The following is a 21,643-nucleotide window of genomic DNA, read 5'->3' as shown; positions in this document are numbered from 1 at the left end:
CACCGGCAATACAGAGGTAAACGGCTAATTGACTCCCGCGATACGTGTCTTACAATTCCTGTGTCATCGCCCGTCCGGCGGTTCGTCGCGCAAAAGTAGCGGCGCCATGCGCTTCGCCGGCCCTTCGCTGAACCATTCGTGGCAGCGGAACAACGCTTCGTGAAGAAGACAAATGACTCCCGGCGAGGCTCCAATTGCAGAGTTGAGGGTGACCCACGAACGGCAGTTCGATGTGGTGCTCTCGCCTGTCTCACACCCGGAGCTGGGCGCGATCCGTATCGGCGATAGCCTGTTCGCCGTGGGGCGCGGCGAGTCTCCCTTTGCCGGCTATCCCGGCGAGTTGACCTCCGCGTTGTCGCGCAGGCATGCCAGAGTCTTCATTGAGCACGGGGTGGCCTATATCGCCGATCTCGACAGCAAGAACGGCACCTCGGTCAACGGCACAAGCGTGCGGCAAACGGCGCACCGCCTGCGTGACGGCGATGAACTATGTTTTGGCGGCGCCGCCTTATGCTATCGCGTGGGCATTGAACCGCGTGCGCATGCCGAAGCCTGTACCTCGCAGCCTGTGACGCTGACGCTCGTCCCCGAGCGGGGCGACCTTGAGCTTCAGCCCATCGAAGTGCGCAGCTTTCCGTTTCTGGTCAGCAAGACTGACGAACTCTTCGCGCGCTACAAGACGCGCTATCCGCATCAGGTCAACTACATTTCCAGGCGTCACGCGCACGTCTTTCTGAAGGAGGGCGTTCCCTGCATCGAGGATCTGGGCAGCACGAATGGCACTTTCGTCTCTGGAAAGCGACTCGACGAATCGGCAGTGTCCCTGCACGAAGGCGATGTTCTTGCATTCGGCGGGGACCACTTCGTCTACAAGGTGCAATTGCGCAATGCGTCCGACCTCGAGGCGACCGTGACGGCGATTTCCGTTTCCGACCCTACCCGATACGAACTGCTCGATACCGACAAAACCACCTTCGTCGGCGCGGCACATTCTTTTCTGGAGATCTTTTGCATCGATCAGGTCACGCAGCGCGAGGACGAAGTCAATGAGGCGGTCTCCCCCCGCGCGGCGGACTCGACGCTGCGCGACGCGCAGCCCACGCACGGCCAGCGGAAATGGCGCGTCTTCGCTAGCGAGTTGATGCGAACGTTTTCGGGCGGCGACCGCGCGGCGATCCGGCGCGGTGCAGTGTGGGGCATCGCAGGCGTGCTGCTCGTGCTGGTGGTCGCGGTGACGCTGTATATGAAGGGCGCGTCGCCACGCGAGGTCAAAGCGTTGCTTGCGGAGGGTAACTATTCCAATGCAGTGACGGTAGCGAACCGGGACCTCGAACGTCACCCCGCGGATAGTCAGATGCAGGCGTTGGCGAGCGAAGCGCTGATCAAGGGTACGGTACCCGAATGGCTGGCGGCACTGCGGCGCGGAAATTTCGATCGTGCAGCGGCGTCGTTGGCGGGTGCCCAGACGTTGGCCGAGCCCAATGCCGATGCCAGACCGCTCGTCGAAGAACTGGCATGGGTGAGTGATCTGGAAAGCTTCGTCGTAGGCAGAGGCGGCCCGCAGGCGCCAATCCGGATGGGTGTGGACGAGAGTCGCATCGCCAGCCTGCTCGCGCGCTGGAACGCGGATCCGCAGGCACATCAACACGCGCTGGACCGGATTTCGTCATACGTGCCCGAGTTCGCCGAACCCTACGCGCAGGCGATGAGCCATTTGCGCGCGCTGCAAAGCGACAATTCCGTCTACGTGCCGGCGATCACACGCCTGAATGCGGCGATCGCCACCGACGTGCCGCGGGGCAACTTCGATGCGCTGCGGGCGATGTTGAGCGACTACGCCGACAAATATCCCCGTCTTGCGGGTCTGGACAGCCTGCGAGCCGATCTTCAGGAGTACACGGCGCTTGCGGACGAAGCGCATGCGAGAAAGCTCGGACCTCTGCTGGCGCAAATGAAATCCGCTCGCTTTGCGACCCCGCAATTCCAGCAGCAGTATCGCCTGCTCGCCGCGGGGCAACTGCCTTCCGATGCGGTGATACGGCAGCACGATCTCGCCGCCGCTGCGTGGCAGCGCGGCGACGGGCAGCAGGCGCTCGCCGGTTTGCAGTCGATACCCGGTTCGCCCTGGTCCGACGTGATTGCGCAGGAAAAGGCCCACAAGCAAGCCGTGCTCGATCAATTCGCGGCCTTGCAAAAGGCGCGCGGCACGAAGACTTACGACGAGCAGTTGCTGACGTTCTACGGTGCGCTGGATCCCGTCGATGACGCCTGGTTCGTACAGGCCATCGGGACCGACGTGTCCTCGATCCGCGAGAAGGCGCTGGGGCGCGCGCAGGACTTGCTCACGCGCGCGCAGGCCATGTGGCGTCAATATCGTGAGAACGGCGCGATCGGCGGCACGCAGCGGCTCGAATCCGGCATCTCCCCAACCTTTCGCAACCAGGCGCGACTGCTGTCGGATGCGCAGTCGGGTGCTCAACAAGGCATGCGCATCTATACCCAGTTACACGCAGACCATTCCGGCGACTGGGACAGCCTCCTGAGCGCGATCAACGCAGAGGTCGAATTGCAGCGCCGTTCGTTGCAGGAATTGCGCATGGTACTGGACCCGGAACTCCTGCGGGCAAAACTCACGCTGATTGGAGGCGCTGGCAGTGAAGCGGGAAATTCACCTTAAACCGCTCTCCGAAGCGCTGGAAGATCACAGCGCCGAAGGTATCGCGATCCTGACTGCCGAGCCGGTGCGGCTTGCGCGCGCGCTAGTGCTCCTCATGGTTGCGCTCGTGATCGCGGGTCTGCTATGGTCGTTTTTCGGCCGCGCGGACGTGATCGTGAGCGCACAAGGCGCGCTTGCGCCCGAATCGGAGGTGCGGCGCTTTTACGCGCCCATCGACGGTGAACTCGCGGATCTGTACGTCGCTGAAGGACAGCCGGTTTCGAAGGGGGACGTACTCGCGCGCCTGAACGCTCGCGGCGCGATCGAGGCGGCGAGCAACGCCTTGCAGGCGCAACTCAAGCTCGAACAGGCTGAGCGCGAGTGGCGAGAGTTTCCTGAGAGAAAGGCGCTGATGGAACGCAAGGCTGCGGCGTTGAAGGAACAGATGGAAGTGGAATCGAGCCTGCACCAGAATCGCATGTCGGAGGGGACCACCAAACTCGCCGAAGGACAGCGCGCGCAGCTCGAGGAGGCGCGCAGCAATCTCGACAACGCGCGGCATGCACGCGATGCGGCACGCGACGAACAGGATAAATATGTGCGCCTGTTTGCGCAGCCGGGTGGCGGGGGCGTGGCGGAGTTGCAGGTCGAAGCGAAGAAAAACGCCTACCAGGAGGCGGAAAACGCCTACCGTGTGGCCCAATCCAAACTCTCCGAACTGGATTTCGAACTGAGTCACGAATATGCGCAGGCCAACGCACAACTCGCGACCAGCGGTGAACAAGCCACCAACCTGCAGCTTCAATACGATTCCGCCGTGCGCGATATCGCCACCGCTGAAGATAAGGTGCGGCTGGAGCTGGAAAGTGCCCGCCTCGTGGCGGACGCCGCCGCGCGGATTCGCTTCGAGAATATCGATAAGGACAACTTTCTGCTGATCGTGGCGCCGGTGTCGGGCGTCGTCACGGATGTGACCTCCACGCAACCGGGCGACAAGGTTCAGGCCAACACGCCGCTGGGCGCCATCGCGCCGAAAGATGCAAGGCCGGTGCTGAAGATCGAGATTGCCGAGCGCGATCGGGCTTTTCTGCATGAAGGGCAGGCAGTCAAGCTGAAGTTCAATGCGTTTCCATATCAGCGCTATGGGTTGATCAATGGCACGCTGGAATATATCTCGCCGGCGACGAAACCTTCGGCACAGGATAAGCAGCCCGTCTACGAAGGACGGGTTGCGCTCGAACGAAACTACTACCAGGTAGCGGGCAGCCGCTACGCGTTGCGTTATGGCATGACCGCCAACGCCGAAATCGTCGTGCGCGAGCGACGCCTGATCGATCTCGGCCTCGACCCGTTCAGGCAACTGGCCGGTTGAAGCATGTCCGGTGTAGTACAGCCAGCCCTGAGGGTTTGGCGGCACGCCGGATGCAGGCCTTTATTCAAGGAGCGGAAGAGATGACCGCGATAGTGCGAATCGATGACGAAGTCGTAGACGTCGCAGAATTCATACGTCTACTGAAACTGACGGGACAGTTCGAGAGCCTGATCGAGGGGGTCGTGCGGGAAAAACTTACGGTTCACGCGGCCAGGAAACACGGCGTTCATCTGTCCGAGGACGAGATACAGGCGCGCGCCGACCAGTTTCGCCGGGTGCGCGGCCTGCATCGCGCGGCTGATATGAATCACTATCTCGACGCGCTCGGGGTGAGTCTCGACGAGTTTGAGCGCTTCATTACCGATGGTCTGTACCAGGAAAAGATGCTCGCCACCATCGGCGACCGAGCCGCTGTGGAGGAGTACTTTTCGTTGAATGCACCGCGCTTCGACGCGATCGAGGTCAGCCATGTCGTGCTGGACAGCGAGGGCAAAGCGCGCGAAATGATCTCGGTGCTGCGCGACGATCCCGACAGCTTCGCGGAGATGGCGCGCGAACATTCGATCGCAGAGACCCGCGAGCGGGGCGGGGTGATTGGCAAGGTGCTGCGTGGCTCGCTCAAACCCGACATCGAGGCGAAAATTTTCAATGCCGAAGCAGGCGATCTGCTGGGGCCGTTCGCATCGCCTGACGGCTCCTGCTATGAGATTTTCGCGGTCACAGCGAAGTATCCGGCCAGGCTCGACGAAGAAGTCGAGGCTGAGATCCAGCGTCTGTTGCGCGAAGAGTGGCTGATGGCACGTGCGCAGGAACATGTGATCGAAGTGCGTTAGACCCTTCGTGGTCCAGACATACGCAAACGCAAAGATAAAGGCAACTGTCAACGTCCAGGTCGAGGAACGCCGGTATATGGATGCACCACAGACAGCTTCGCCCGCAGTCGACTTCCTGTCGACGGTCGAGATTTTGTCGCCGTTTTCGCGGGACGAACTCGAACGGCTGGCCGTGTTCGCCGAGTCCCGGCATTTCGCCTTCGGCGAAACCGTATGCAATGCAGGCGAGCCCGCGGACGGACTTTTTGTGATCAAGTCCGGGTCGGTGCGCATCTTCACCGAAGAGCGCGGTAAAGAGATCAGCATGGGGGTGCGCAAGACGGGCGAGATCTTTGCCGACATTGCGATGCTGCGCAACTATCTGCACGAGTCGTCCGTGCGCGCATCGGCGAAGACTGAGTTGCTGTTTATTCCGCGCACCGCCATCGAACCCGTGATAAGCGCCAACCCTGATGCGCTGGCGTTCGTGACGAGTTATGTCGCAATCAGCTCGGCAGGCGGATTTGTCACCCAACTGTTCGATTTGCGCAGCAAGCTGAACAAGGCCGAACTCGAAGAGTGCGTGCGCAGCGTCGGCGCGAAACGGATGAGTGCGGAGAAGGAGATCCTCAAGCAAGGCGCGCGTGACGACCGCCGGCTCTATGTGGTGCGTCAGGGTGAGGTGCGCATCGTGCGGCAGGAGGAGGGCAGCGAATACGTGCTGGCGACCTTGCGGCAAGGTGAAATCTTCGGCGAGAAGGCCTGTTTGCTGCGACAGGAACAGATGGTGTCGGTCATTACAAACACCGAGACGCGGCTTCTCGTGATCCCCGAGAAGACGGTGCACTTCATTCTCGAGCGCAACCCGAAACTGCGCGAGGCGCTCGAAGAACGGATCCGCTTTGCCGAACGTGAACTGGAGCGGCAAAAGCGCATCGAGCAAAGACGTAAGCGGCCGGTGGTGCTCGACCTGCATACGAAGCCCGAGTCCGGCGAAAAGGTGATCCGGCGTTTTCCACTCGTCGAGCAGGCCGAGGAGATGGATTGCGGCGCAGCCTGTCTCGCGATGATCTGCCGGCACAACGGCATTTCGATGACGCTAGGCAAGTTGCGCGATTTGTGCAACGTGACGACCATGGGCGCGACGCTGGACAGCCTGGCTCGCGCCGGTGAATCGCTCGGCTTCACGACGCGCGGGGTGCAATGCGTCTATGAGTCGCTGCGTGGCTTCGAGTTGCCCTTTATCGTGCATTGGGAGGGGTACCACTACATCATCGTGTACGGGACCTCGAAGGAATGGGTATGGATCGCCGACCCGGCGCTCGGCTTCAGGAAGCTCAGCGTGGAAGACTTCGAACGTGGCTGGAGCGGCACGTGCCTGCTGTTTGCGTCGGGGCCGAACCTGGTGCAGATGGCCGCGTCCCGCTCGCCATGGATCCGCTTTGTTGGATATTTGACGCCGTATCGCAAGATTCTGGCGCATCTGTTCCTCGCGACCTTCGTGATCCAGGTGCTGGGCGTGATACCGCCGCTCATCATCCAGAACATTCTCGACGGTGTCATCGTGCACCAGAACGTCAGTCTGCTCGAACTGCTGATTGTCGGCCTGATCGTCGCCAATGTGTTTTCGCAATTGATGTCGACAGTGCGGGCCTATCTGGCGAATTTCATGGTCCGCAACATGGACTTCGCGATGATGTCGCAGTTCTTCAGGCATACGATGTCGTTGCCGTTTTCCTTCTTCGCCAGTCGCAAGACCGGCGACATCTTCGCGCGCTTTCAGGAGAACCAGACCATTCGCGCGTTCCTGACCGAATCCACGGTGACGACGGCGCTGAATCTGTTGATGGTGTTCATCTATTTCACGATCATGTTTGTCTACAACGTGAAGATGACGCTGGTTCTGATTGGCTTCGTGATTCCGATCATTGCCGTTACCGCGTTCGCCACGCCGAAAATCAAGCGTTATGCGCGCGAGGTGTTCGCTGCATCGACGGACTCCAAAGCATTCCTGATGGAAGCGCTGGCCGGAGTCGAGACGATCAAGGGCATGGGGATGGAGCGTCCGGTACGCCTCAGGTGGGAAAAGAAATACGCGAAAGCGCTCGAAGTACAGTACCGGGCGCAGGCGTTCAACATTCTGGTCGGCCTTGGCAGTCAGTTGCTGAATGCGGCCACCACCATCGCGATCTTGTGGGTGGGCGCGAATCTCGTGCTCGCGCGTGAATTGACCATCGGCCAGTTGATCGCCTTCAATGCGTTCATGGGCAGCGTGCTGGGTCCGCTGATGGGGCTGGTCGGTCTGTGGAGCATGCTCAACGACGCCGGCGTCGCCATGGAGCGGTTAGGCGATGTGCTCGACATCGAGCCCGAACAGAAGCCGGAAGATCTTCCGGCACGCGTGATCCTGCCGGATCTGCAGGGCGAGATCAGCTTGAGCGGTGTGTATTTCCGCTACGGCGGCAGTGAAAACGAATATGTGCTCGAGAACATCAGCTTCGATATCAAGCCCGGTGAACTGGTGGCGATCGTCGGTCGCAGCGGCTCGGGCAAGACGACCCTCGCCAAGCTGCTGGTCGGTTTCTATGGCCCCAACGAGGGCAAGATGACGGTCGACGGCTACGACCTCAACGTGATCGACAAGGCGTGTTATCGCACGCAGATCGGCTATGTGATGCAAACCAATCTGCTCTTTTCCGGCACCATCGCCGACAACATCGCGAGCGGCGACGATGCGCCGGACCGACGCCGCATCGAGGAGGTGGCAAAGATGGCGGACGCGCACGCGTTCATCAGCAAGATGCCGCTCGGCTACGAGCAGGTCGTGGGCGAGCGCGGAATCGGACTCTCGGGTGGGCAGATCCAGCGCCTGTGTATCGCGCGCGCGCTTTACCACGACCCGAAACTGCTGGTGTTCGACGAAGCCACTTCGGCGCTCGATACGCAGTCCGAAAGCAATATTCTCGGCAATATGCACGACATTCTGAAAGGGCGTACCGCGGTGATCATCGCGCATCGCCTGAGTACGATCATGCGCGCCGACAAGATTCTCGTGCTGTACGAAGGCGCCATCGTCGAACAGGGGCGTCACGAGGAACTGGTTCAGCGCAAGGGGATGTACTACCAGCTTGTCCAGAAACAGTTGGGTGCCGGATGAAGATACTTGATCAGACCGAGGAACCGGGTCCTGCGATCTCTTACGCTGGATTGATTGAGAAGATTGAGATCCTGCGCACCATGTTGCGCTGGGCGTCGAAACTCGAGCGTGCAGACATCGAGAAAGTGCTCAGGCAGGCGAGCGTCCTGCGTGACGAGGTGATGCAACTATCGCACAAGGAGCGCTTCGTGCAGGCGGTGGCGGAGCCCGCAAGGGTCGAGCAATCGCGCGGCGCGAGGCGCGAGGCACTGCTTGCGCGCAGCTTCGTTTTCGAAGGCACCTTCGGTGACAATCCACAACTGCTGGAGTCGCTCGAAATCGCCGAGAAAGCGGCTCCCACCGACTTGCCCGTGCTGATCGACGGTGAAAGCGGCACCGGCAAGGAACTGATGGCGAAGGTGATCCACGCCAACGGTAGCCGCGCCGACAAGCCGTTTATTTCGGTCAATTGCGGCGCCATTCCCGAGAACCTGCTGGAATCCGAGCTGTTCGGTCACAGGAAGGGGGCGTTTACCGGCGCCTCGAACGACCGCAAGGGCAAGTTCGAAAGTGCCCACACGGGCACGATTTTTCTCGACGAAATCGGCGAGTTGCCGCTGGCGGGCCAGGTCAAGCTGCTGCGTGTGCTGGAAGCGCATGAGATTCAACGCGTGGGTTCGGACGAGACGATCGCCGTCGACACGCGAATCGTCGCGGCGACTAACCGTAACCTGCGGCGGCTGAGCGAAGAGGGAAAGTTTCGCGAGGACCTGTTTTACCGGCTCAGCGTGATACACATCACCTTGCCACCTCTGCGCGAACGGCGTGACGAGATTCCGCTGCTGCTGGCTTACTTCAGTGACGAGGCGGCGGGCATGCTAAAGCGCCGTCCGGTCAGACTGACGCCGCGCTTGCGTGATTTCATGCTGTGCTACACGTATCCCGGCAACATCCGCGAACTGCGCAACGTCATGTACCGGATTTCGTGCCTCGCGGGTGACACCGCGGATATCGAACACCTGCCGGTGGATGTGCGGCCCAGTTCGGCGTCAGCAGCCGCGCCTGCGCTGAGCGTGGTGTCGAATCTGATGTCGCTCGGCGACGCCAAGCGCGCGGCCAGCGACGAGGCCGAAAAGGTATTCCTCGAACGCGGTCTTCAGGAGGTGGGCGGCACCGTGGCCGAACTGGCGCGGCGCGTCGACATGAACCGTTCCCACCTGCAAATGCTGCTCAAGAAACACGGACTGCATTCGAAAGACTTCCGCCATCGCAACACCCAGCAAGGCGATAAGGAATCCGGAAGTAATTGACCTGGAGTCGCGGCACTAAGGTGATGGATTCAGAAGGGTTTTGTCTGAGGCATAAGTGTCTTCGGCGCGTACCACGACAGCGGTGATATTGTCGCGGCCGCCACGCGCGAGGGCCGCCTCCACCAATGTTTCGCACGCGGCGTCGCAATCGGCCACGGTCAACGCGGCCTGCAACTCGTGTGCGTCGAGTTCATTGCTCAAACCGTCGCTGCATAACAGGAACATGTCGCCGTCGACCACCGTTATGGTATTGCTGTCGAGTTCGAGCTGACTGGTGGCGCCCACCGCACGCGTAATCAGGTGCTGGGCTGGGTGGTTGAGCGCTTCTTCCTCGGTCAGATGGCCAAGCGCCTTGAGTTCCTCCAACTGGCTGTGATCCCGGGTCAGTTGCTGCAGGCGGCCCTGGCGGTACAGATACAGGCGGCTGTCGCCCGCCCAGAGATAGCCGCAGTGATCGTCGCATGCGAATAATGCAACGATCGTGCTGCCGATGACGGTGACCTGCCGCCTTGCCGCCTCTTCCCTTAGCTGCTGGTTGACACCCAGCAGACATTCGCTGGCATCCGCGAGGCGACCGGCGAGGTCCTCGGGCGCAGCGAGGCGGCTGAGCGCGTCGACAATCAGGCCGCTCGCAAGATCGCCGACGGCATGGCCGCCCATGCCATCGGCGATGGCCCAGCAGCCCCGCTCGGGCTGCTGGAGGCAGGCGTCTTCATTGTGGTCGCGCACCCGGCCCGCATCCGAGCGGGCCGACGATACCCAACTGAATTGTCTGGAACAGGTCACGGTATTTACGCCGCATGGTTCGTACTGCGTTCGTCGGGAGAAGCGGTGATGTTCGCGTTCGTTCCGGTGTTGTTGACATTGATCGACTGGAACTGGTTGATCATCTGTCCAGCATAGAAGTTGTTGGTGATCTGGTACAGGTTGGCGACTACCGGACCGACGCTCGGCGTGCTGGGCGTAAACGGCTGGATCCAGCCGTATATCCATGGGGCGCCGTCGCCGCCGCGGATCAGTGCCATTGCCTGGTGGTCAAGCGCGCAGCTATGTGGAAGGTCGTGAAAAGTAATGGAAGCCATGTCGAGTCTCCGGTGCGGGGGCTGAGTCGCAACCGCGGGTCGCGGGGTAGGTGATCGATACCTTGCAAGTAACGTGCTAGCTTTTCGGCGCTTTGCCTGCTTGCCCATAAGCCTCTGATTGCTTGGAAATTATTGGTTGATCTCCGGTCGCGGCGGACAACCTGGCGAGACGAAATGTGGGACCTCGGCCAACACCGCGGGCGGTGCGTGTGTTCGGTGTCCAACACATTGGGCGGAAGCGATGGCGCGCTTCGGAGTTCTGATGTGGCGGACGATCTCGAACAGTCCGGCGCGGAAAGTGTTGGCCGGGCGCTGACATACCTGTGCCTGCTATCCCCGATGCTTAGCCAATTCTTAAGGAAAATCAATGGCTTGAATAAGCTGGTCCGGTTGATGCAGTACAGCTCGCAACAGTGTTGGATATGAGTGCAAGCGGTGCTTGCGTGAATCGGGAATCCAGAGGCGAGCCATGAATAGCAAACAACAGGAAGTCGGTAGCGAACGGCAACGCGCAATGCGTGATGCAGCTGGCGCCCGCCACGATATTCCGGTCACGGGCGAACACGACATACCGCTCGGCGCGCATCTCGTGACGAGCCGCGGCGGCTACGAACACCACGGCATCTATGCCGGAGCAGGCAAGGTCGTGAACTACGCGGGATTCGCCGCAGGGCACTGCCGCGGTCCTGTCGTTGAAGTTAGCCTGGACTGCTTTGCGGCGGGAAACGCAGTGGCAATCCGCGTTCATCCCTGCGCGCAGTACATCGGCGCTGAAGCCGTACGGCGCGCGCGTTCACGCCTCGGCGAAAACCACTATCGCCTGTTGACGAACAATTGCGAGCATTTCTGCGCGTGGTGCCTCTCCGGCGAGAGTCGCAGCCAGCAGGTCGAGACTTGCCTCGCGCATCCGCGTGCAGCACTGCATGTCTTGGCGAGTCTGTTCATGGCTGTTGTGGCAGCGGAACTGAAAGGCGCGTATGTGGGCGTTCGCAACGCCTGAGCGCCGGTCGTGGAAAGTAGGGCTACGAACGATCGAGCCCGAAAGTCTGAAGCGTTGAAGGAGAGTGACATGTATACCGCGGACAAGTCTTTGCACTGGATCGTCGACAAGTGGCTTGCACCCAGCCTGGCGACGCCTGCCCGTGTCACCCGCATGCGCCGGGCAGGTTCGCGTCGTGTGCGCGGAGTGTGCGTCGAGACGTCGCGTCCCGAAGGCGTGCTCTCAATCGTCTTCTTCCGTCACGACGACGGTTCGTGGAATGTGTTTCCGCCAGCGATTGGCCGTCCGGCGATGAACGCTTGTCTGCAAGCTGCGTGAAAATGTGTGGCGCGTGCGCCGAGTAGCATGGTGCCATTTAACGCGCGGGTCAAACACTGGCACTATGCGTCAGCAATGCGTATGGATTGTCACTCACGCACAGGCTGTCTGTCTAACTGGGAAGCGTATCAGGATGCTGGCTGCTCCGATGCAACAATCCAAGGAGATGCTCCCGGCTCATCACACCTTCGGTTTCGACAATCTCGATCAGCGGCCCGCCGGATTCGACCGCTTTCGTCACGAGCGCCGCAGTCCGTTCATAGCCGAGTGCTTCCTTTAGCGCAGGCGCGATCGCAGTGGAGGTGAGCAGATTGCGCTCGTTGACTTCCCGCTCGGCAATCATCGGCCGCACGCAATGCTCATCGAACATCGCGATGCTTCGTCGGGCCGTGCCAAACGCCTTGAACAGGGACACCGCAATGAGCGGCATATAGTTGTTGGTCTCCAGTTGCCCATGGGCTGCGGCAAGCATGACGCTCTGGTCCGCGCCGGCCACGAAGTACGCGCTCTGCGTCAGGCCCATTGCGTGCACCGGATTGACCTTACCCGGCATCATGGAAGAACCCGCCTGCCGTGCTGCCAGCCGAACTTCGCCGATACCATCTTGCGGACCCGAACTGAGCAATACCAGATCGTTCGCCACTTTGGCGAGCGCAAGCATGGTCGTTTTCACGGTGGACGACAGGGCGGCGAATTCGTCCATGTTCTGGGCCGAGTCGAAGAGATCCTCGGCAGGTGTGAGTGGCCGTCCCACCAGATCGGCTAGCGCGCTGGTTACGGTCTGCCGGTAGCCGCGGTAGGTGCCGAGTCCGGTGCCCACGGCCGTGGCGCCAAGCGCGGTCGTACTTAACGCGGGCACGTGCGCATCGAGCGCCGCAGTCATCCGTTGCGCGAGAGAGGCATAACCGCTCACCGCCTGGCTGAGCCGCATCGGCAGCGCATCCTGTAGACAGGTCCGGCCGATTCGCAGGATGCCCTCGAATTCGCGCGCCTTTTCCCGTAGCGATGCCGCGAGGTGACCGACCGCGGCGCTGAGCAGGTCGAGTTCTTCGAGCAACGCCAGTTTGGCTGCGGTCAGCAGCACGTCGCTGGTGGACTGCGCGTAGTTGACGTGATCGAGCGGATGCAGGAATGCGTATTCCCCAGGCTGGTGCCCCATCAGTTGCAGCGCGCGATTGGTCAACACTTCGTTGATATTCATGTTGATCGACGTACCGCACGATCCTTCGAGAGGATCGACGATCAGCGCGGCAGTATGATGTCCTTCCGCGAGTTCGACGCACGCCATGACAACCGCTTCGCACTGCGCAGCATTCAATTTGCCATGCTGCGCGTTGACCTGCGCAATCACCATTTTCGTCTGGGCCAGCCATTTGACGAATGCAGGGTATTGGGCAAGCGTTTCGCCGCTATAGGGGAAGTTGTCGTGCCCCCGCAGAGAATGAATGCCGTAGAGGGCGTCCACTGGAAGCCTGCGTTCGCCTAACGCGTCGACTTCGATGCGTTGTTGTTCCATTGTCTTACTGTTCCTTGAATTGCAGTGTCAGCTCTCGAGCGAGGCATGACGCGTCTCGGGCGCCCAGATCGCGCAAATCACTCCCCCTATCACCAGCACGGCCACGCAAAGATAGACTGCGGCCTGACCGCCGTAGATCGCAACGATGCTGGGAAACAGAAAGGTCGTGACGGCAGATCCAATCCGGCTTGCGGCGACGGCAAAATCGAGCGCGGTGGCGCGAAGCTCGGCGGTGAACAACTCCTGCGGATACAGAAAGCACAGGTTGTGGGTGCCGCTCAGCACGAGTGCGAACACGGCGAACAACGCCACGACGACTGTACCTGGCAGATGTGAGCCGAATGACAGGAGCGCGAGCACGATCGCGGACAGGAAAAAGCCTCCTGGCAGGAAGGCGCACCGGCTGATACGGTCCACCACGAGCGCGCCGGCAACCGTGCCGACCAGCAGGAAGGCGTTATAGATCAGACCCGCGAGAAACTTGTTCTGAATGTGCAGCGAGGCGAACATCGGCGAAAAGGTACCGAGGGAAAAGTACGGAATCACGAGACACATGTAGAAAAAGCGGGCGATGAAAAGCCGCGTGCGCCATTGGCGCGAGAACAGGTTGGCGAAGGTCGAGCCGGTGGGTGACGCCGCGTTCGCACTCCGCGCCGCTTCTACAGGACGATTCAGAACGATGTTCGGACCAATGTTGTCGCGGATCATGGCCAGCGCTTCGCGGGTGCGGCCTGCGCATTGCAGCCACAACGGCGATTCCGGAATGCGGACGCGAAACAGGAACACCACCGCGGCAGGCACCGCGCTCGAGAGCAGCATCACACGGTCCGATTACGGCAGTGGCCGCGTATCTGCAGGTCAATGGCAACGCCACCTCGAATCCTGGCGGAGCGGTTTCTTCCGCGGATACCGACTTCTCGGCGCAACGTAACCAGATCTTTGGTGGCGGCATCAACTACGCGTTGACCTCATCTGCCATTGTGGGCTTTGTCTACACCCATACGAACCTGACAAACGTGACCGGAAGCGAGTACTTTGGCAATCTCGCCAATCCGGCAAGTTCGCTCAGGTTCAATAACTTCGAAATCAACGCCAGGTATCAGTTTACCCCGGCCTTTTATGCCGGTTTGATGTACACCTACACCGTGGCACAGTACGACAGCGCAGCGGGTCAGGCACGCCCGCATTGGGGGAATCTGGGTGGAATGGTCGACTACAATTTGACCAAACGCACTGACGTTTACATGCAGCTTGCCTATCAGCGTAAGTCGCACACTGACGGCTTTGCCGCTCCATTGGGTCAGGCCGTGCTGGTGGGGGCCGATGCACCCTCGTCGAGTATGAATCAGACCGCGGTTCTCGTTTCTTTCAGACACCTTTTCTAATCGATAGACGCCAAGGTGAGATCTCGGTTGGCGTGTCCTGAGCGGCCGCCACCTGGATTTCGAAAATCGCAATTGATCTTTGCGGATAAGGTGCTTAATTATTAGCGGCCATTTTCCTAAACTTGGTATCGCCAGCTAAAGGTTCGATCGCGCGCTGTCGGCGCGCGATCGTTCTTTAAGGCGGCCGAAGATTCCGCCCGGGAATGAAACAGATGTCCTGGTGCCCGCCCTCAGCGGCAATCTGTAGTTTGCTTCGTGTGCACCGCTTGAGGCGATAGCGTGACTGTTAGCGCCACGAGCGAGGTATACGGCTACTGCGATGGAGACACGCGGATGGATCGTTTGCGTCAAAAATCTAGTCTAATCAACGAGGAACGGATCATGAACAAGGCAATCAGCACGCTAATTGCGGCCGTCGCCGCACTCACGCTGTCGGGCGTCGCTTATGCACAGAACAACACGCTGGCGACCCCCAGCACGGTGTCACCCGCCGCTGCAACGAGCGGCTACGGCACGCCTGGCGTCACCGGTTCGGATAGCGGCATGAGCGCTGGGTCGGCGAACTCGAACGTGTCAAATGGCACCAACAATAGCGCGACGTCCCTCACCAATGCGCCGGGAAGTCACAACACGCTGGCGACTCCGAGCGTGTCGTCGCCTGGCCAATAACAGCAATTGAGCACGACAACCACGAGTAGACCCATTAAAAGCGACTAGGCGATTTGATCACGTAAGCCGTGGTTGTCATTCTGATCGACGCTACAGTTTATTGGTGGCGGCACTCCAACGTAGCGTACGGATACATGCTCGCAATGAGCATTGCCGGGCGTTTTCAGAGCGACCCAAAAAATGCCGGGATTTCCCGAGCAAGCAAATCCGGTTGCTCGAGTGCGGCGAAGTGACCGCCACGCGGCATCACGTTCCACTGGCGAATGTCGGAAAAGACGCGCTCTGCGGCAACACGCGGAGGCCTGATCATTTCTCGCGGGAACTCAGCGTAACCTGTCGGCACTGAAATGGTCGCACCGGGTGGGAGGATGGCTGCGCCATGGAGTCGGCCGTAATACGGCCAGAACGACGCATTGATCGAACCCGTGAACCAGTACAGTGAGATGTCGGCCAGCATGCGATCGCGGCTGATGGCGCGTTCGACATCGCCGCCACAGTCCGACCATGCGCGGAATTTCTCCACTATCCAAGCGGCGAGGCCTGCTGGCGAGTCCGTCAGGGCAAAGGCGAGCGACTGTGGACGCGTGCCTTGAATGGCTGCGTAGCCGGCCTCTTCCTGCGTCCACTTCGCGACGTCTTCCAGGTACCGACGTTCTTCTTCGGTCGGGTTCGGAAATGAAGCGGCTTCGCGGCTGACGGCCGACATCAGGTTGAGGTGGACTCCTATCAATGCCTCCGGATGCGTGTAGGCAAGCCGGCTGGCAACAGCGGCACCCCAATCGCCGCCCTGGGCGCCGAAGCGCTCATAACCCAGCACATCGTGCATGAGGTCGAATAGGCACTCGGCCATCTGCGGAACGTCAAAACGCGCTTGCCCTGGGCGGAACGAAAGTCCATAACCAGGAAGCGATGGCACGATAACCGTAAAGGCGTCGGCCGCATCGCCGCCAAAACGAGCCGGGTCGGTCAGGCGCGGAATGATCTCCAGAAATTCGAAGACGGACCCGGGCCAACCGTGCAGTAGCAGCAGGGGTGTCGGAGCGGGGCCCACGCCCGGTACATGAAGATAGTGGAGATCGATATCATGCAATCCGATCTTGAACTGTGGAAACCGATTGAGGGCCGCTGCCTCGGCACGCCAGTCGAAAGCAGACTGCCAGTAATCAATGAGCGTGCGGAGATAGTCGACGTCGGTCCCGAAGCGCCACGCGTCTCCGGGCGCCTGATCGGGAAATCGGGTACGTGCCAATCGGGAACGAAGCTCGGCGATGTCCTGGTCGTTGATACTCAGCGAGAACGGAAGGGGTTGGGCTGTCATCGAACACTCCACAATGAACTCACATGATGCGTCAGTGCGCGCCGCTTTCTGCGCTACCCACTCAGGGTACAACGACTCTGGGTTCTTCGTGGAATGGCCAAGTCAAGGCACGCCGGCCAATGGTATGCGTGCCTCGCCCGATCGCTTCAAAGCTGCGGTAGTTTGACGTCGAACGCAATTCGTCCCGCGGGCAGAAACGTCAGCGAGATGACGGCACCGCCCTTGACTTCCGGAAAGTGGTGGCTGCCTGGCGCGGGTGCGGTCCAGCCGCCATAACACCAGCCATTCGGGCCAGCGAGCGCGGCACCTTCATTGAGCGGGACCACCAGGTTGATCTCGCCATAGGGGTGTAAATGATAGCCGGCGCGGAAACTGCCTTCCGGGTTGTTCTGGGTGTTATCCGTGCTGTCCAGCAATACTGCCGTCGCACTGAAGAAGAACGTCTCAGCGCGAGGCGTGACGACTTGCGAACGACGGTACCGTGGGCCGGCGACCTCGCTGTCGGCCGCCCAGCCGGCCTTTACACCCAGGGTAATGAGCCGCGAAAGGTCCTGATACAAGGCACTATCCACGCCATATTTCGTATTCAGCCATTGTTCGAATTCTGCGCTCGTAGTCATGTCCTTGATCTCTTGCAGCAAGGGAATGAAACGGGCGACAAGGTCGTCTTTACCACCTATAGGTTGGATCGGAGACATATTTTATGTAGCACCTCTGAACATCGGCGATACTTGATGGCGTTATACGTATGACACCGCTCTGGATCGCCGACGGATGGAACCGGATAGGTGAGCTGAATTACTCCAGGCCGCCGCTCACCGGAATATAGTGGCCGGAGGTGAATCCCGACCCTTCGCTGGCAAGAAAGGCCACCGTGTCGGCCACGTCGCTGGAGCGGGCGAGCCGTTTCATCGGTATGCCCGCGGCGATCGCCTGCAGGCGTTCAGGCGGGATCAGCCTGGTCGCAGTACCGCCTTCCACGGTGGTCGGCGCGACGAGGTTGGCGGTAATGCCGTGCGGCGCCAACTCCAGCGCGACATACTTGACAAACTGGTCCAACGCCGCCTTGGAGGTCCCTAGCGTAATCATCCCTTCACGCGCACGACGGGACGGCAGGGCACTCATGTAGATCAGCCGCCCGTAACCACGAGCGATCATGCCGGGCACCACAGCCTTCGTGACGAGGAACGCGGCATGCATTTCGGTGTCGAGCTTGCCGCCGAGTTGCTCCCAGGTCAGTTCGGCAAACGAGGTAATGACATACGGCGTCAACGCGGTGTGCATGAGAACGTCGATCCCGCCCCAGCGCTGATTGACTTCATTGACCATATTGGCGACATCGTCGGCGCGGGTGACGTCGGTCTGGGTCGCGATGGCTTGCCCGCCGGCCGCGACGATCGCTGCCACCACTTCGTCGGCTTGCTGCGCGCTGTCGCGATGATTGACGACTACCCGGTACCCCTGTCCGGCCAGCTTCATCGCAATCGCCGCGCCAATGCCGCGGCTGGCTCCCGTGATTAGCGCGACTGGCATGAGGTCGCCTCCACTTTTCCGTGGCTGGAATGGCTGTTTTGGCCGGCCGCATGCGCGATCAGCGTTTCGTGGATGCGACGTTCCACATGGGGCAATTCAATTGTGCGCATTTGCAAACTAACTCCTCTGTGAGGCTAAGGTCGAGCGTCGTGCTCAGGGGCTTCTGCGACAGAAAACCGGGTGTCACGTCATGGCCCCGGCAATTTCCATCAGACTGTGAACAGCGATTCTTGCTCAAAGCCTCCGTTCGATCCATAATCAATCGGCCAAATTTCCTATTGAATCGTACAAATCGCTTATGGATCCGCTTTCCGACGTGTTCTCCCTGCTGAAGGTCAAAAGTGTGCTTTCGGCGCGCTTTGAGGCTGCCGAACCGTGGGCTTTGCGGTTTGCGGCCTATCGGCATGTCAAGTTCGTCGGCGTCATCAAGGGCGACAGATGGGTGTGGATCGAAGGCGTCACCGCGCCCGCGAAAATGAAGGCAGGGGACTTTTGTCTTCTCACGGACGGATCACCGTACTGTTTCGCCAGCGATCCGGACGTGGTACTGCACGACGGCGAGAAGGTGCTTGGCAACAAGCTGGGCGCGGACGGAATTGTTCGCTATGGAACGGGGGAAATGTGCGCGATGAGCGTGGGAGGACTGTTCGAGTTCGATGGCGATATGAGCGGGCTGCTGCTCAATCTGCTGCCCCCGCTCGTGCTCGTTTCCGCGGATTCTCCGGATGCCAGATCGTTGAGCGCGGCCCTCGAATTGATCAGAGCGGAGACAGAATCAGTGCGGCCAGGCGCGGCAGCGATGGCGGGCAGCGTCGCGAACATCGTGCTGGTGAACATTCTGCGTGCACATCTTGCAGCCAGCCCGAGATCCGCGGGCTGGCTGGGTGCGTTGGCCGATCCGAGGATCGGCTCCGCACTAAGGATGGTGCATGAAGAAATCGCACGTCGCTGGAAAGTGGAGGAACTGGCGTTGAAGGTCGGCATGTCACGCACGGCGTTCATCGAGCGCTTCAAGGATCTTGTGGGCTTGCCTCCGGTGGAGTATCTAATCCGCTGGCGCATGACGATCGCAAGAGATGCCCTGAAGACGGGTAACGACAACCTGTCGAGCATCGCAGCCGCAGTGGGCTATGCGTCCGAAACGACGTTTAGTTCGACTTTCAAAAAGATGTTTGGTCAGAGTCCTAGCCGGTATCGATTGGAAGTACGAGGCAAGGTTTGAAGGTCTGTCGAAGTAATGCCGGCCAGTTGACTTGCGGCATGAAGCGGATGATGGGACTGCGCCGGGTCACGCCGCCGGCGAATGTGATGACGGCGCAACGGAGCGCGCCATGGATTCGAAGAGCGAATATCGACGGCGCCGCATTGCATTTAAGGTACTTCGGAATGCCGATATAAGCGATTCTACGAGCGGATGCCTAAGCCCCATCTTTGTTTTGCGAGGTCATACTTCGGGGTGTGACGATCAACTCGACACCCAATGTGTCATCTGACAGGTGAAGCTAGCCCGGTCGCACGCGGCGTAGCGCCGACAATCTCCGCAACGCGGGCGAGGAACAGAACATCGTCCAAAGGCTTGGTGAAAAACCCGGCCGCGCCGGTTGTGGATACGTTTTTGACGATGTCCCGAGTCTCATAAGCGGTCACGAAAATGACGGGGACATCCGATCGCTCGGCGAGCTTCTGCGTGAGCGCGAAGCCGTCCATTTCGGGCATCTGAACATCGGCAACCACGAGGCAGATATCAGTGGCTCCGATCTCGGACAGCAGTGCGCTACCGGAGGCATAGGATCGCACGGTCCAGCCGCATGATCTCAGCAAACTTGCTGTCGCGAACCGGACAGACTCGTCGTCATCGACGACGGCGATAATAGTGGGAAGCGAATGTGGTTTCATCTTGTAGGAGCCCCACACAGAAGAATCGGCGACTACGTTGGTCGCAACCAAAATGTATTCCCGGTTGGCTTCTGGGGCAATAATGCAATCGCGTCGCAGAGAGTGAATTGAGTCGGCAGTGGATGGACTCTGTCCGCCAGGACCTTACCCTAAAGGTTATCTGGAGCCATCGCCTATCTCAACACCTATGAAGTGTAGAAATGTAGCGCGTGAGACTAGGCCACTCCATCCCTAGGTATGGGGCTGAGACGACCCAATTCTTCGCCGTGGATCAGCAGATACCGGATGCAAACGGAAAATGCTGCAAGGAAGAATCGCGGGGGAGGCCATTATTCAACCCATAACCTGCCACGGAACATACGTATGTATGACCCGCTGACGTTTGCGCAGGGGCGACCGTACCAGTTTGTATTATTTGATTTTTATGGATCTACCCGTATCGTGATGTCGTGTCAGGTGCCTGCATCGTTCTGACCCACTATCCAGACCAGATCGACTCGTTCGAGTCAGGATCTTCCTTTGCCTCGCCTGGCTGATGTTCAGCCGGTCGCCTTCTATAGACGAGCCCGAACATGAACAAGCTAGAAGCTATGCGTGTTTTCATGCGTGTTGCCGATCTGAACAGTTTTTCGCTTGCCGGCAAGCAATTGAACAAGTCGCCGGCTGCCATTACGCGCAATGTTGCGATGCTGGAGGCGCAACTCAACGTGCGTTTGATGAATCGCTCGACGCGCAGTCTTTCGCTGACCGAGGCAGGCAAGGCTTATCTCGACGGCTGTCGCGCCGTGACCCACGCGCTCGATGAAATCGAATCGGGTCTGGTCCGCTCGGCGCACGATCACTACGGAGTGCTGCGGATTGCGTCACCGGCGGTGTTTGCCACAACCGGTCTGGCTTCGCTGCTTGCGGCGTATCGCGCCGTGGCGCCACGCGTCGACTTCGACGTGACCACGTACGACACACCGATCGACGTAATCGACGGCGGGTTCGACGTGTGCTTTTCTACGGACCGTTACCCTGTCAGCAACTCGCTTGTGCGTCGGCCTCTGATGTTCATCAGGGAGATACTGGTTGCTTCTCCCGCCTATCTGGAGTCTCGAGGCAAGCCGCAGGCGCCCGCTGATCTTCAGCAGCATGATCTGCTCATGGAGCGCGACGGAGCGCGTTCATGGGAATTCACCGGCGCGAATGAGGGGGTGCAGCAAGTCATCGTCAATAGCATACTGAGTGCAACCAGTTGTGATGCTGTGCGATCCGTCGCGCTGGTCAATATGGGCATTGCATTGCTGCCCATGCCGCTTGTTGCAGACGATATCGCAAAGGGAAGGCTGGTTTCCCTGCTCGAGGGTTATCAGATCAACGGCGGTCCGCGACACATTGCGCTCGTGTACCACGAACGCAGAAGCTTGACAGCGAAGGTGCGTGGATTCATCGATTTCGTGCTGGACCGGTTCCAGCAGACGGCGATTCATGATTCTCCGGTCACACTGCGCGCCGTAGCCTAGCTGCAGCATGCAGCTTCCTGGTTCCCCGGTTCTTATCTGGACCCGGGACATGGGTAGCAAGCGCAACGAGCCGGGGATAGCGTGCCTTCGTCTCAACAGCGACTCAAAGCTGACGCACTTTTCGAGCCGTGGGAA

The 21,643-nt window shown here is 60.0% G+C and carries 19 protein-coding genes; 11 read left to right on the top strand and 8 right to left on the bottom strand.

What is annotated here, in order from left to right; genetic code table 11:
• The first annotated feature begins 172 nt into the window (after positions 1-172).
• The 5 genes from P3T43_RS06715 (at position 173) to P3T43_RS06695 (ending at position 9,286) form a co-directional block, all read left to right on the top strand.
• Positions 173-2,677, top strand: coding sequence for an FHA domain-containing protein (locus P3T43_RS06715; RefSeq protein ID WP_429280275.1), 2,505 nt, complete (start codon positions 173-175; stop codon positions 2,675-2,677).
• The gene (locus P3T43_RS06710; RefSeq protein WP_429280274.1) at positions 2,655-4,028 is read left to right on the top strand and encodes an HlyD family efflux transporter periplasmic adaptor subunit; all 1,374 of its coding nucleotides are present in this window, start codon (positions 2,655-2,657) and stop codon (positions 4,026-4,028) included. The genes P3T43_RS06715 and P3T43_RS06710 overlap by 23 nt, the downstream gene beginning before the upstream one ends.
• A gap of 80 nt (positions 4,029-4,108) precedes the next feature.
• Complete coding sequence (locus tag P3T43_RS06705) at positions 4,109-4,861, top strand: peptidylprolyl isomerase (protein WP_429280273.1); 753 nt, start codon at positions 4,109-4,111, stop codon at positions 4,859-4,861.
• Between the two features lie 76 nt (positions 4,862-4,937).
• Positions 4,938-7,997, top strand: a complete 3,060-nt coding sequence (locus tag P3T43_RS06700; RefSeq protein WP_429280272.1) for a peptidase domain-containing ABC transporter — start codon at positions 4,938-4,940, stop codon at positions 7,995-7,997.
• Positions 7,994-9,286, top strand: a complete 1,293-nt coding sequence (locus P3T43_RS06695; protein ID WP_429280271.1) for a sigma-54 interaction domain-containing protein — start codon at positions 7,994-7,996, stop codon at positions 9,284-9,286. The genes P3T43_RS06700 and P3T43_RS06695 overlap by 4 nt, the downstream gene beginning before the upstream one ends.
• A gap of 15 nt (positions 9,287-9,301) precedes the next feature.
• Here the strand turns inward: P3T43_RS06695 and P3T43_RS06690 are convergent, their stop codons facing one another.
• Entirely contained in the window at positions 9,302-10,072 is a 771-nt protein-coding gene (locus tag P3T43_RS06690) for a PP2C family protein-serine/threonine phosphatase (RefSeq protein WP_429280270.1), read from the bottom strand.
• Between the two features lie 5 nt (positions 10,073-10,077).
• A complete protein-coding gene (locus P3T43_RS06685; protein WP_429280269.1) occupies positions 10,078-10,368 on the bottom strand; it encodes a hypothetical protein in 291 nt (96 codons plus the stop codon).
• 469 nt (positions 10,369-10,837) lie between these two features.
• Between P3T43_RS06685 and P3T43_RS06680 the strand changes: the two genes are divergently transcribed.
• A complete protein-coding gene (locus P3T43_RS06680) occupies positions 10,838-11,368 on the top strand; it encodes a lecithin retinol acyltransferase family protein (protein WP_429280268.1) in 531 nt (176 codons plus the stop codon).
• A 69-nt stretch (positions 11,369-11,437) separates the two neighbouring features.
• Positions 11,438-11,686 carry a hypothetical protein gene (locus P3T43_RS06675; RefSeq protein ID WP_429280267.1) on the top strand — a complete coding sequence of 83 codons (249 nt, stop codon included), beginning with the start codon at positions 11,438-11,440 and terminating at the stop codon, positions 11,684-11,686.
• Between the two features lie 112 nt (positions 11,687-11,798).
• On the opposite strand, the gene P3T43_RS06670 is transcribed toward P3T43_RS06675, so the two are convergent.
• A complete protein-coding gene (locus P3T43_RS06670; RefSeq protein WP_429280266.1) occupies positions 11,799-13,202 on the bottom strand; it encodes a lyase family protein in 1,404 nt (467 codons plus the stop codon).
• 27 nt (positions 13,203-13,229) lie between these two features.
• The gene (locus P3T43_RS06665) at positions 13,230-14,021 is read right to left on the bottom strand and encodes an MFS transporter (RefSeq protein WP_429280265.1); all 792 of its coding nucleotides are present in this window, start codon (positions 14,019-14,021) and stop codon (positions 13,230-13,232) included.
• Between P3T43_RS06665 and P3T43_RS06660 the strand changes: the two genes are divergently transcribed.
• Positions 13,934-14,587 carry a porin gene (locus tag P3T43_RS06660; RefSeq protein WP_429280503.1) on the top strand — a complete coding sequence of 218 codons (654 nt, stop codon included), beginning with the start codon at positions 13,934-13,936 and terminating at the stop codon, positions 14,585-14,587. The genes P3T43_RS06665 and P3T43_RS06660 overlap by 88 nt on opposite strands.
• A gap of 381 nt (positions 14,588-14,968) precedes the next feature.
• The gene (locus P3T43_RS06655; protein WP_429280264.1) at positions 14,969-15,256 is read left to right on the top strand and encodes a hypothetical protein; all 288 of its coding nucleotides are present in this window, start codon (positions 14,969-14,971) and stop codon (positions 15,254-15,256) included.
• Between the two features lie 163 nt (positions 15,257-15,419).
• On the opposite strand, the gene P3T43_RS06650 is transcribed toward P3T43_RS06655, so the two are convergent.
• The 3 genes from P3T43_RS06650 to P3T43_RS06640 all read right to left on the bottom strand — a co-directional run bounded on the left by P3T43_RS06650 (position 15,420) and on the right by P3T43_RS06640 (position 18,107).
• Positions 15,420-16,574, bottom strand: a complete 1,155-nt coding sequence (locus tag P3T43_RS06650; protein WP_429280263.1) for an epoxide hydrolase family protein — start codon at positions 16,572-16,574, stop codon at positions 15,420-15,422.
• Between the two features lie 146 nt (positions 16,575-16,720).
• On the bottom strand, positions 16,721-17,272 hold the full coding sequence (locus tag P3T43_RS06645; RefSeq protein ID WP_429280262.1) for a DUF4863 family protein: 552 nt from the start codon (positions 17,270-17,272) through the stop codon (positions 16,721-16,723).
• A gap of 100 nt (positions 17,273-17,372) precedes the next feature.
• Positions 17,373-18,107, bottom strand: a complete 735-nt coding sequence (locus P3T43_RS06640) for an SDR family NAD(P)-dependent oxidoreductase (RefSeq protein ID WP_429280261.1) — start codon at positions 18,105-18,107, stop codon at positions 17,373-17,375.
• A 298-nt stretch (positions 18,108-18,405) separates the two neighbouring features.
• On the opposite strand from P3T43_RS06640, the gene P3T43_RS06635 reads away from it, so the two are divergent.
• Entirely contained in the window at positions 18,406-19,329 is a 924-nt protein-coding gene (locus P3T43_RS06635) for an AraC family transcriptional regulator (RefSeq protein WP_429280260.1), read from the top strand.
• A 263-nt stretch (positions 19,330-19,592) separates the two neighbouring features.
• Here P3T43_RS06635 and P3T43_RS06630 read toward each other — a convergent pair whose 3' ends face one another.
• Positions 19,593-20,054 (bottom strand): response regulator transcription factor, encoded by a 462-nt coding sequence (locus tag P3T43_RS06630; RefSeq protein ID WP_429280259.1) that lies wholly within the window; start codon positions 20,052-20,054, stop codon positions 19,593-19,595.
• A gap of 521 nt (positions 20,055-20,575) precedes the next feature.
• On the opposite strand from P3T43_RS06630, the gene P3T43_RS06625 reads away from it, so the two are divergent.
• On the top strand, positions 20,576-21,508 hold the full coding sequence (locus tag P3T43_RS06625) for a LysR family transcriptional regulator (protein ID WP_429280258.1): 933 nt from the start codon (positions 20,576-20,578) through the stop codon (positions 21,506-21,508).
• The last annotated feature ends 135 nt before the right edge of the window (positions 21,509-21,643 follow it).

It is taken from the genome of Paraburkholderia sp. GAS41 (assembly GCF_050436545.1).
In the GTDB taxonomy this organism is placed as follows: domain Bacteria; phylum Pseudomonadota; class Gammaproteobacteria; order Burkholderiales; family Burkholderiaceae; genus Paraburkholderia.
Note: the sequence above shows the minus strand (reverse complement) of the source record. Positions and strands in the feature narration are given on the sequence as shown.

What these genes read in the sequence shown, in the direction of transcription:
- P3T43_RS06715 (WP_429280275.1), top strand. Translation starts at nt 173, where the DNA reads ATGACTCCCGGCGAGGCTCCAATTGCAGAGTTGAGGGTGACCCACGAA.
- P3T43_RS06705 (WP_429280273.1), top strand. Translation starts at nt 4,109, where the DNA reads ATGACCGCGATAGTGCGAATCGATGACGAAGTCGTAGACGTCGCAGAA.
- P3T43_RS06700 (WP_429280272.1), top strand. Translation starts at nt 4,938, where the DNA reads ATGGATGCACCACAGACAGCTTCGCCCGCAGTCGACTTCCTGTCGACG.
- P3T43_RS06695 (WP_429280271.1), top strand. Translation starts at nt 7,994, where the DNA reads ATGAAGATACTTGATCAGACCGAGGAACCGGGTCCTGCGATCTCTTAC.
- P3T43_RS06685 (WP_429280269.1), bottom strand. Translation starts at nt 10,368, where the DNA reads ATGGCTTCCATTACTTTTCACGACCTTCCACATAGCTGCGCGCTTGAC.
- P3T43_RS06680 (WP_429280268.1), top strand. Translation starts at nt 10,838, where the DNA reads ATGAATAGCAAACAACAGGAAGTCGGTAGCGAACGGCAACGCGCAATG.
- P3T43_RS06675 (WP_429280267.1), top strand. Translation starts at nt 11,438, where the DNA reads ATGTATACCGCGGACAAGTCTTTGCACTGGATCGTCGACAAGTGGCTT.
- P3T43_RS06670 (WP_429280266.1), bottom strand. Translation starts at nt 13,202, where the DNA reads ATGGAACAACAACGCATCGAAGTCGACGCGTTAGGCGAACGCAGGCTT.
- P3T43_RS06665 (WP_429280265.1), bottom strand. Translation starts at nt 14,021, where the DNA reads ATGCTGCTCTCGAGCGCGGTGCCTGCCGCGGTGGTGTTCCTGTTTCGC.
- P3T43_RS06655 (WP_429280264.1), top strand. Translation starts at nt 14,969, where the DNA reads ATGAACAAGGCAATCAGCACGCTAATTGCGGCCGTCGCCGCACTCACG.
- P3T43_RS06650 (WP_429280263.1), bottom strand. Translation starts at nt 16,574, where the DNA reads ATGACAGCCCAACCCCTTCCGTTCTCGCTGAGTATCAACGACCAGGAC.
- P3T43_RS06645 (WP_429280262.1), bottom strand. Translation starts at nt 17,272, where the DNA reads ATGTCTCCGATCCAACCTATAGGTGGTAAAGACGACCTTGTCGCCCGT.
- P3T43_RS06640 (WP_429280261.1), bottom strand. Translation starts at nt 18,107, where the DNA reads ATGCCAGTCGCGCTAATCACGGGAGCCAGCCGCGGCATTGGCGCGGCG.
- P3T43_RS06635 (WP_429280260.1), top strand. Translation starts at nt 18,406, where the DNA reads ATGGATCCGCTTTCCGACGTGTTCTCCCTGCTGAAGGTCAAAAGTGTG.
- P3T43_RS06625 (WP_429280258.1), top strand. Translation starts at nt 20,576, where the DNA reads ATGAACAAGCTAGAAGCTATGCGTGTTTTCATGCGTGTTGCCGATCTG.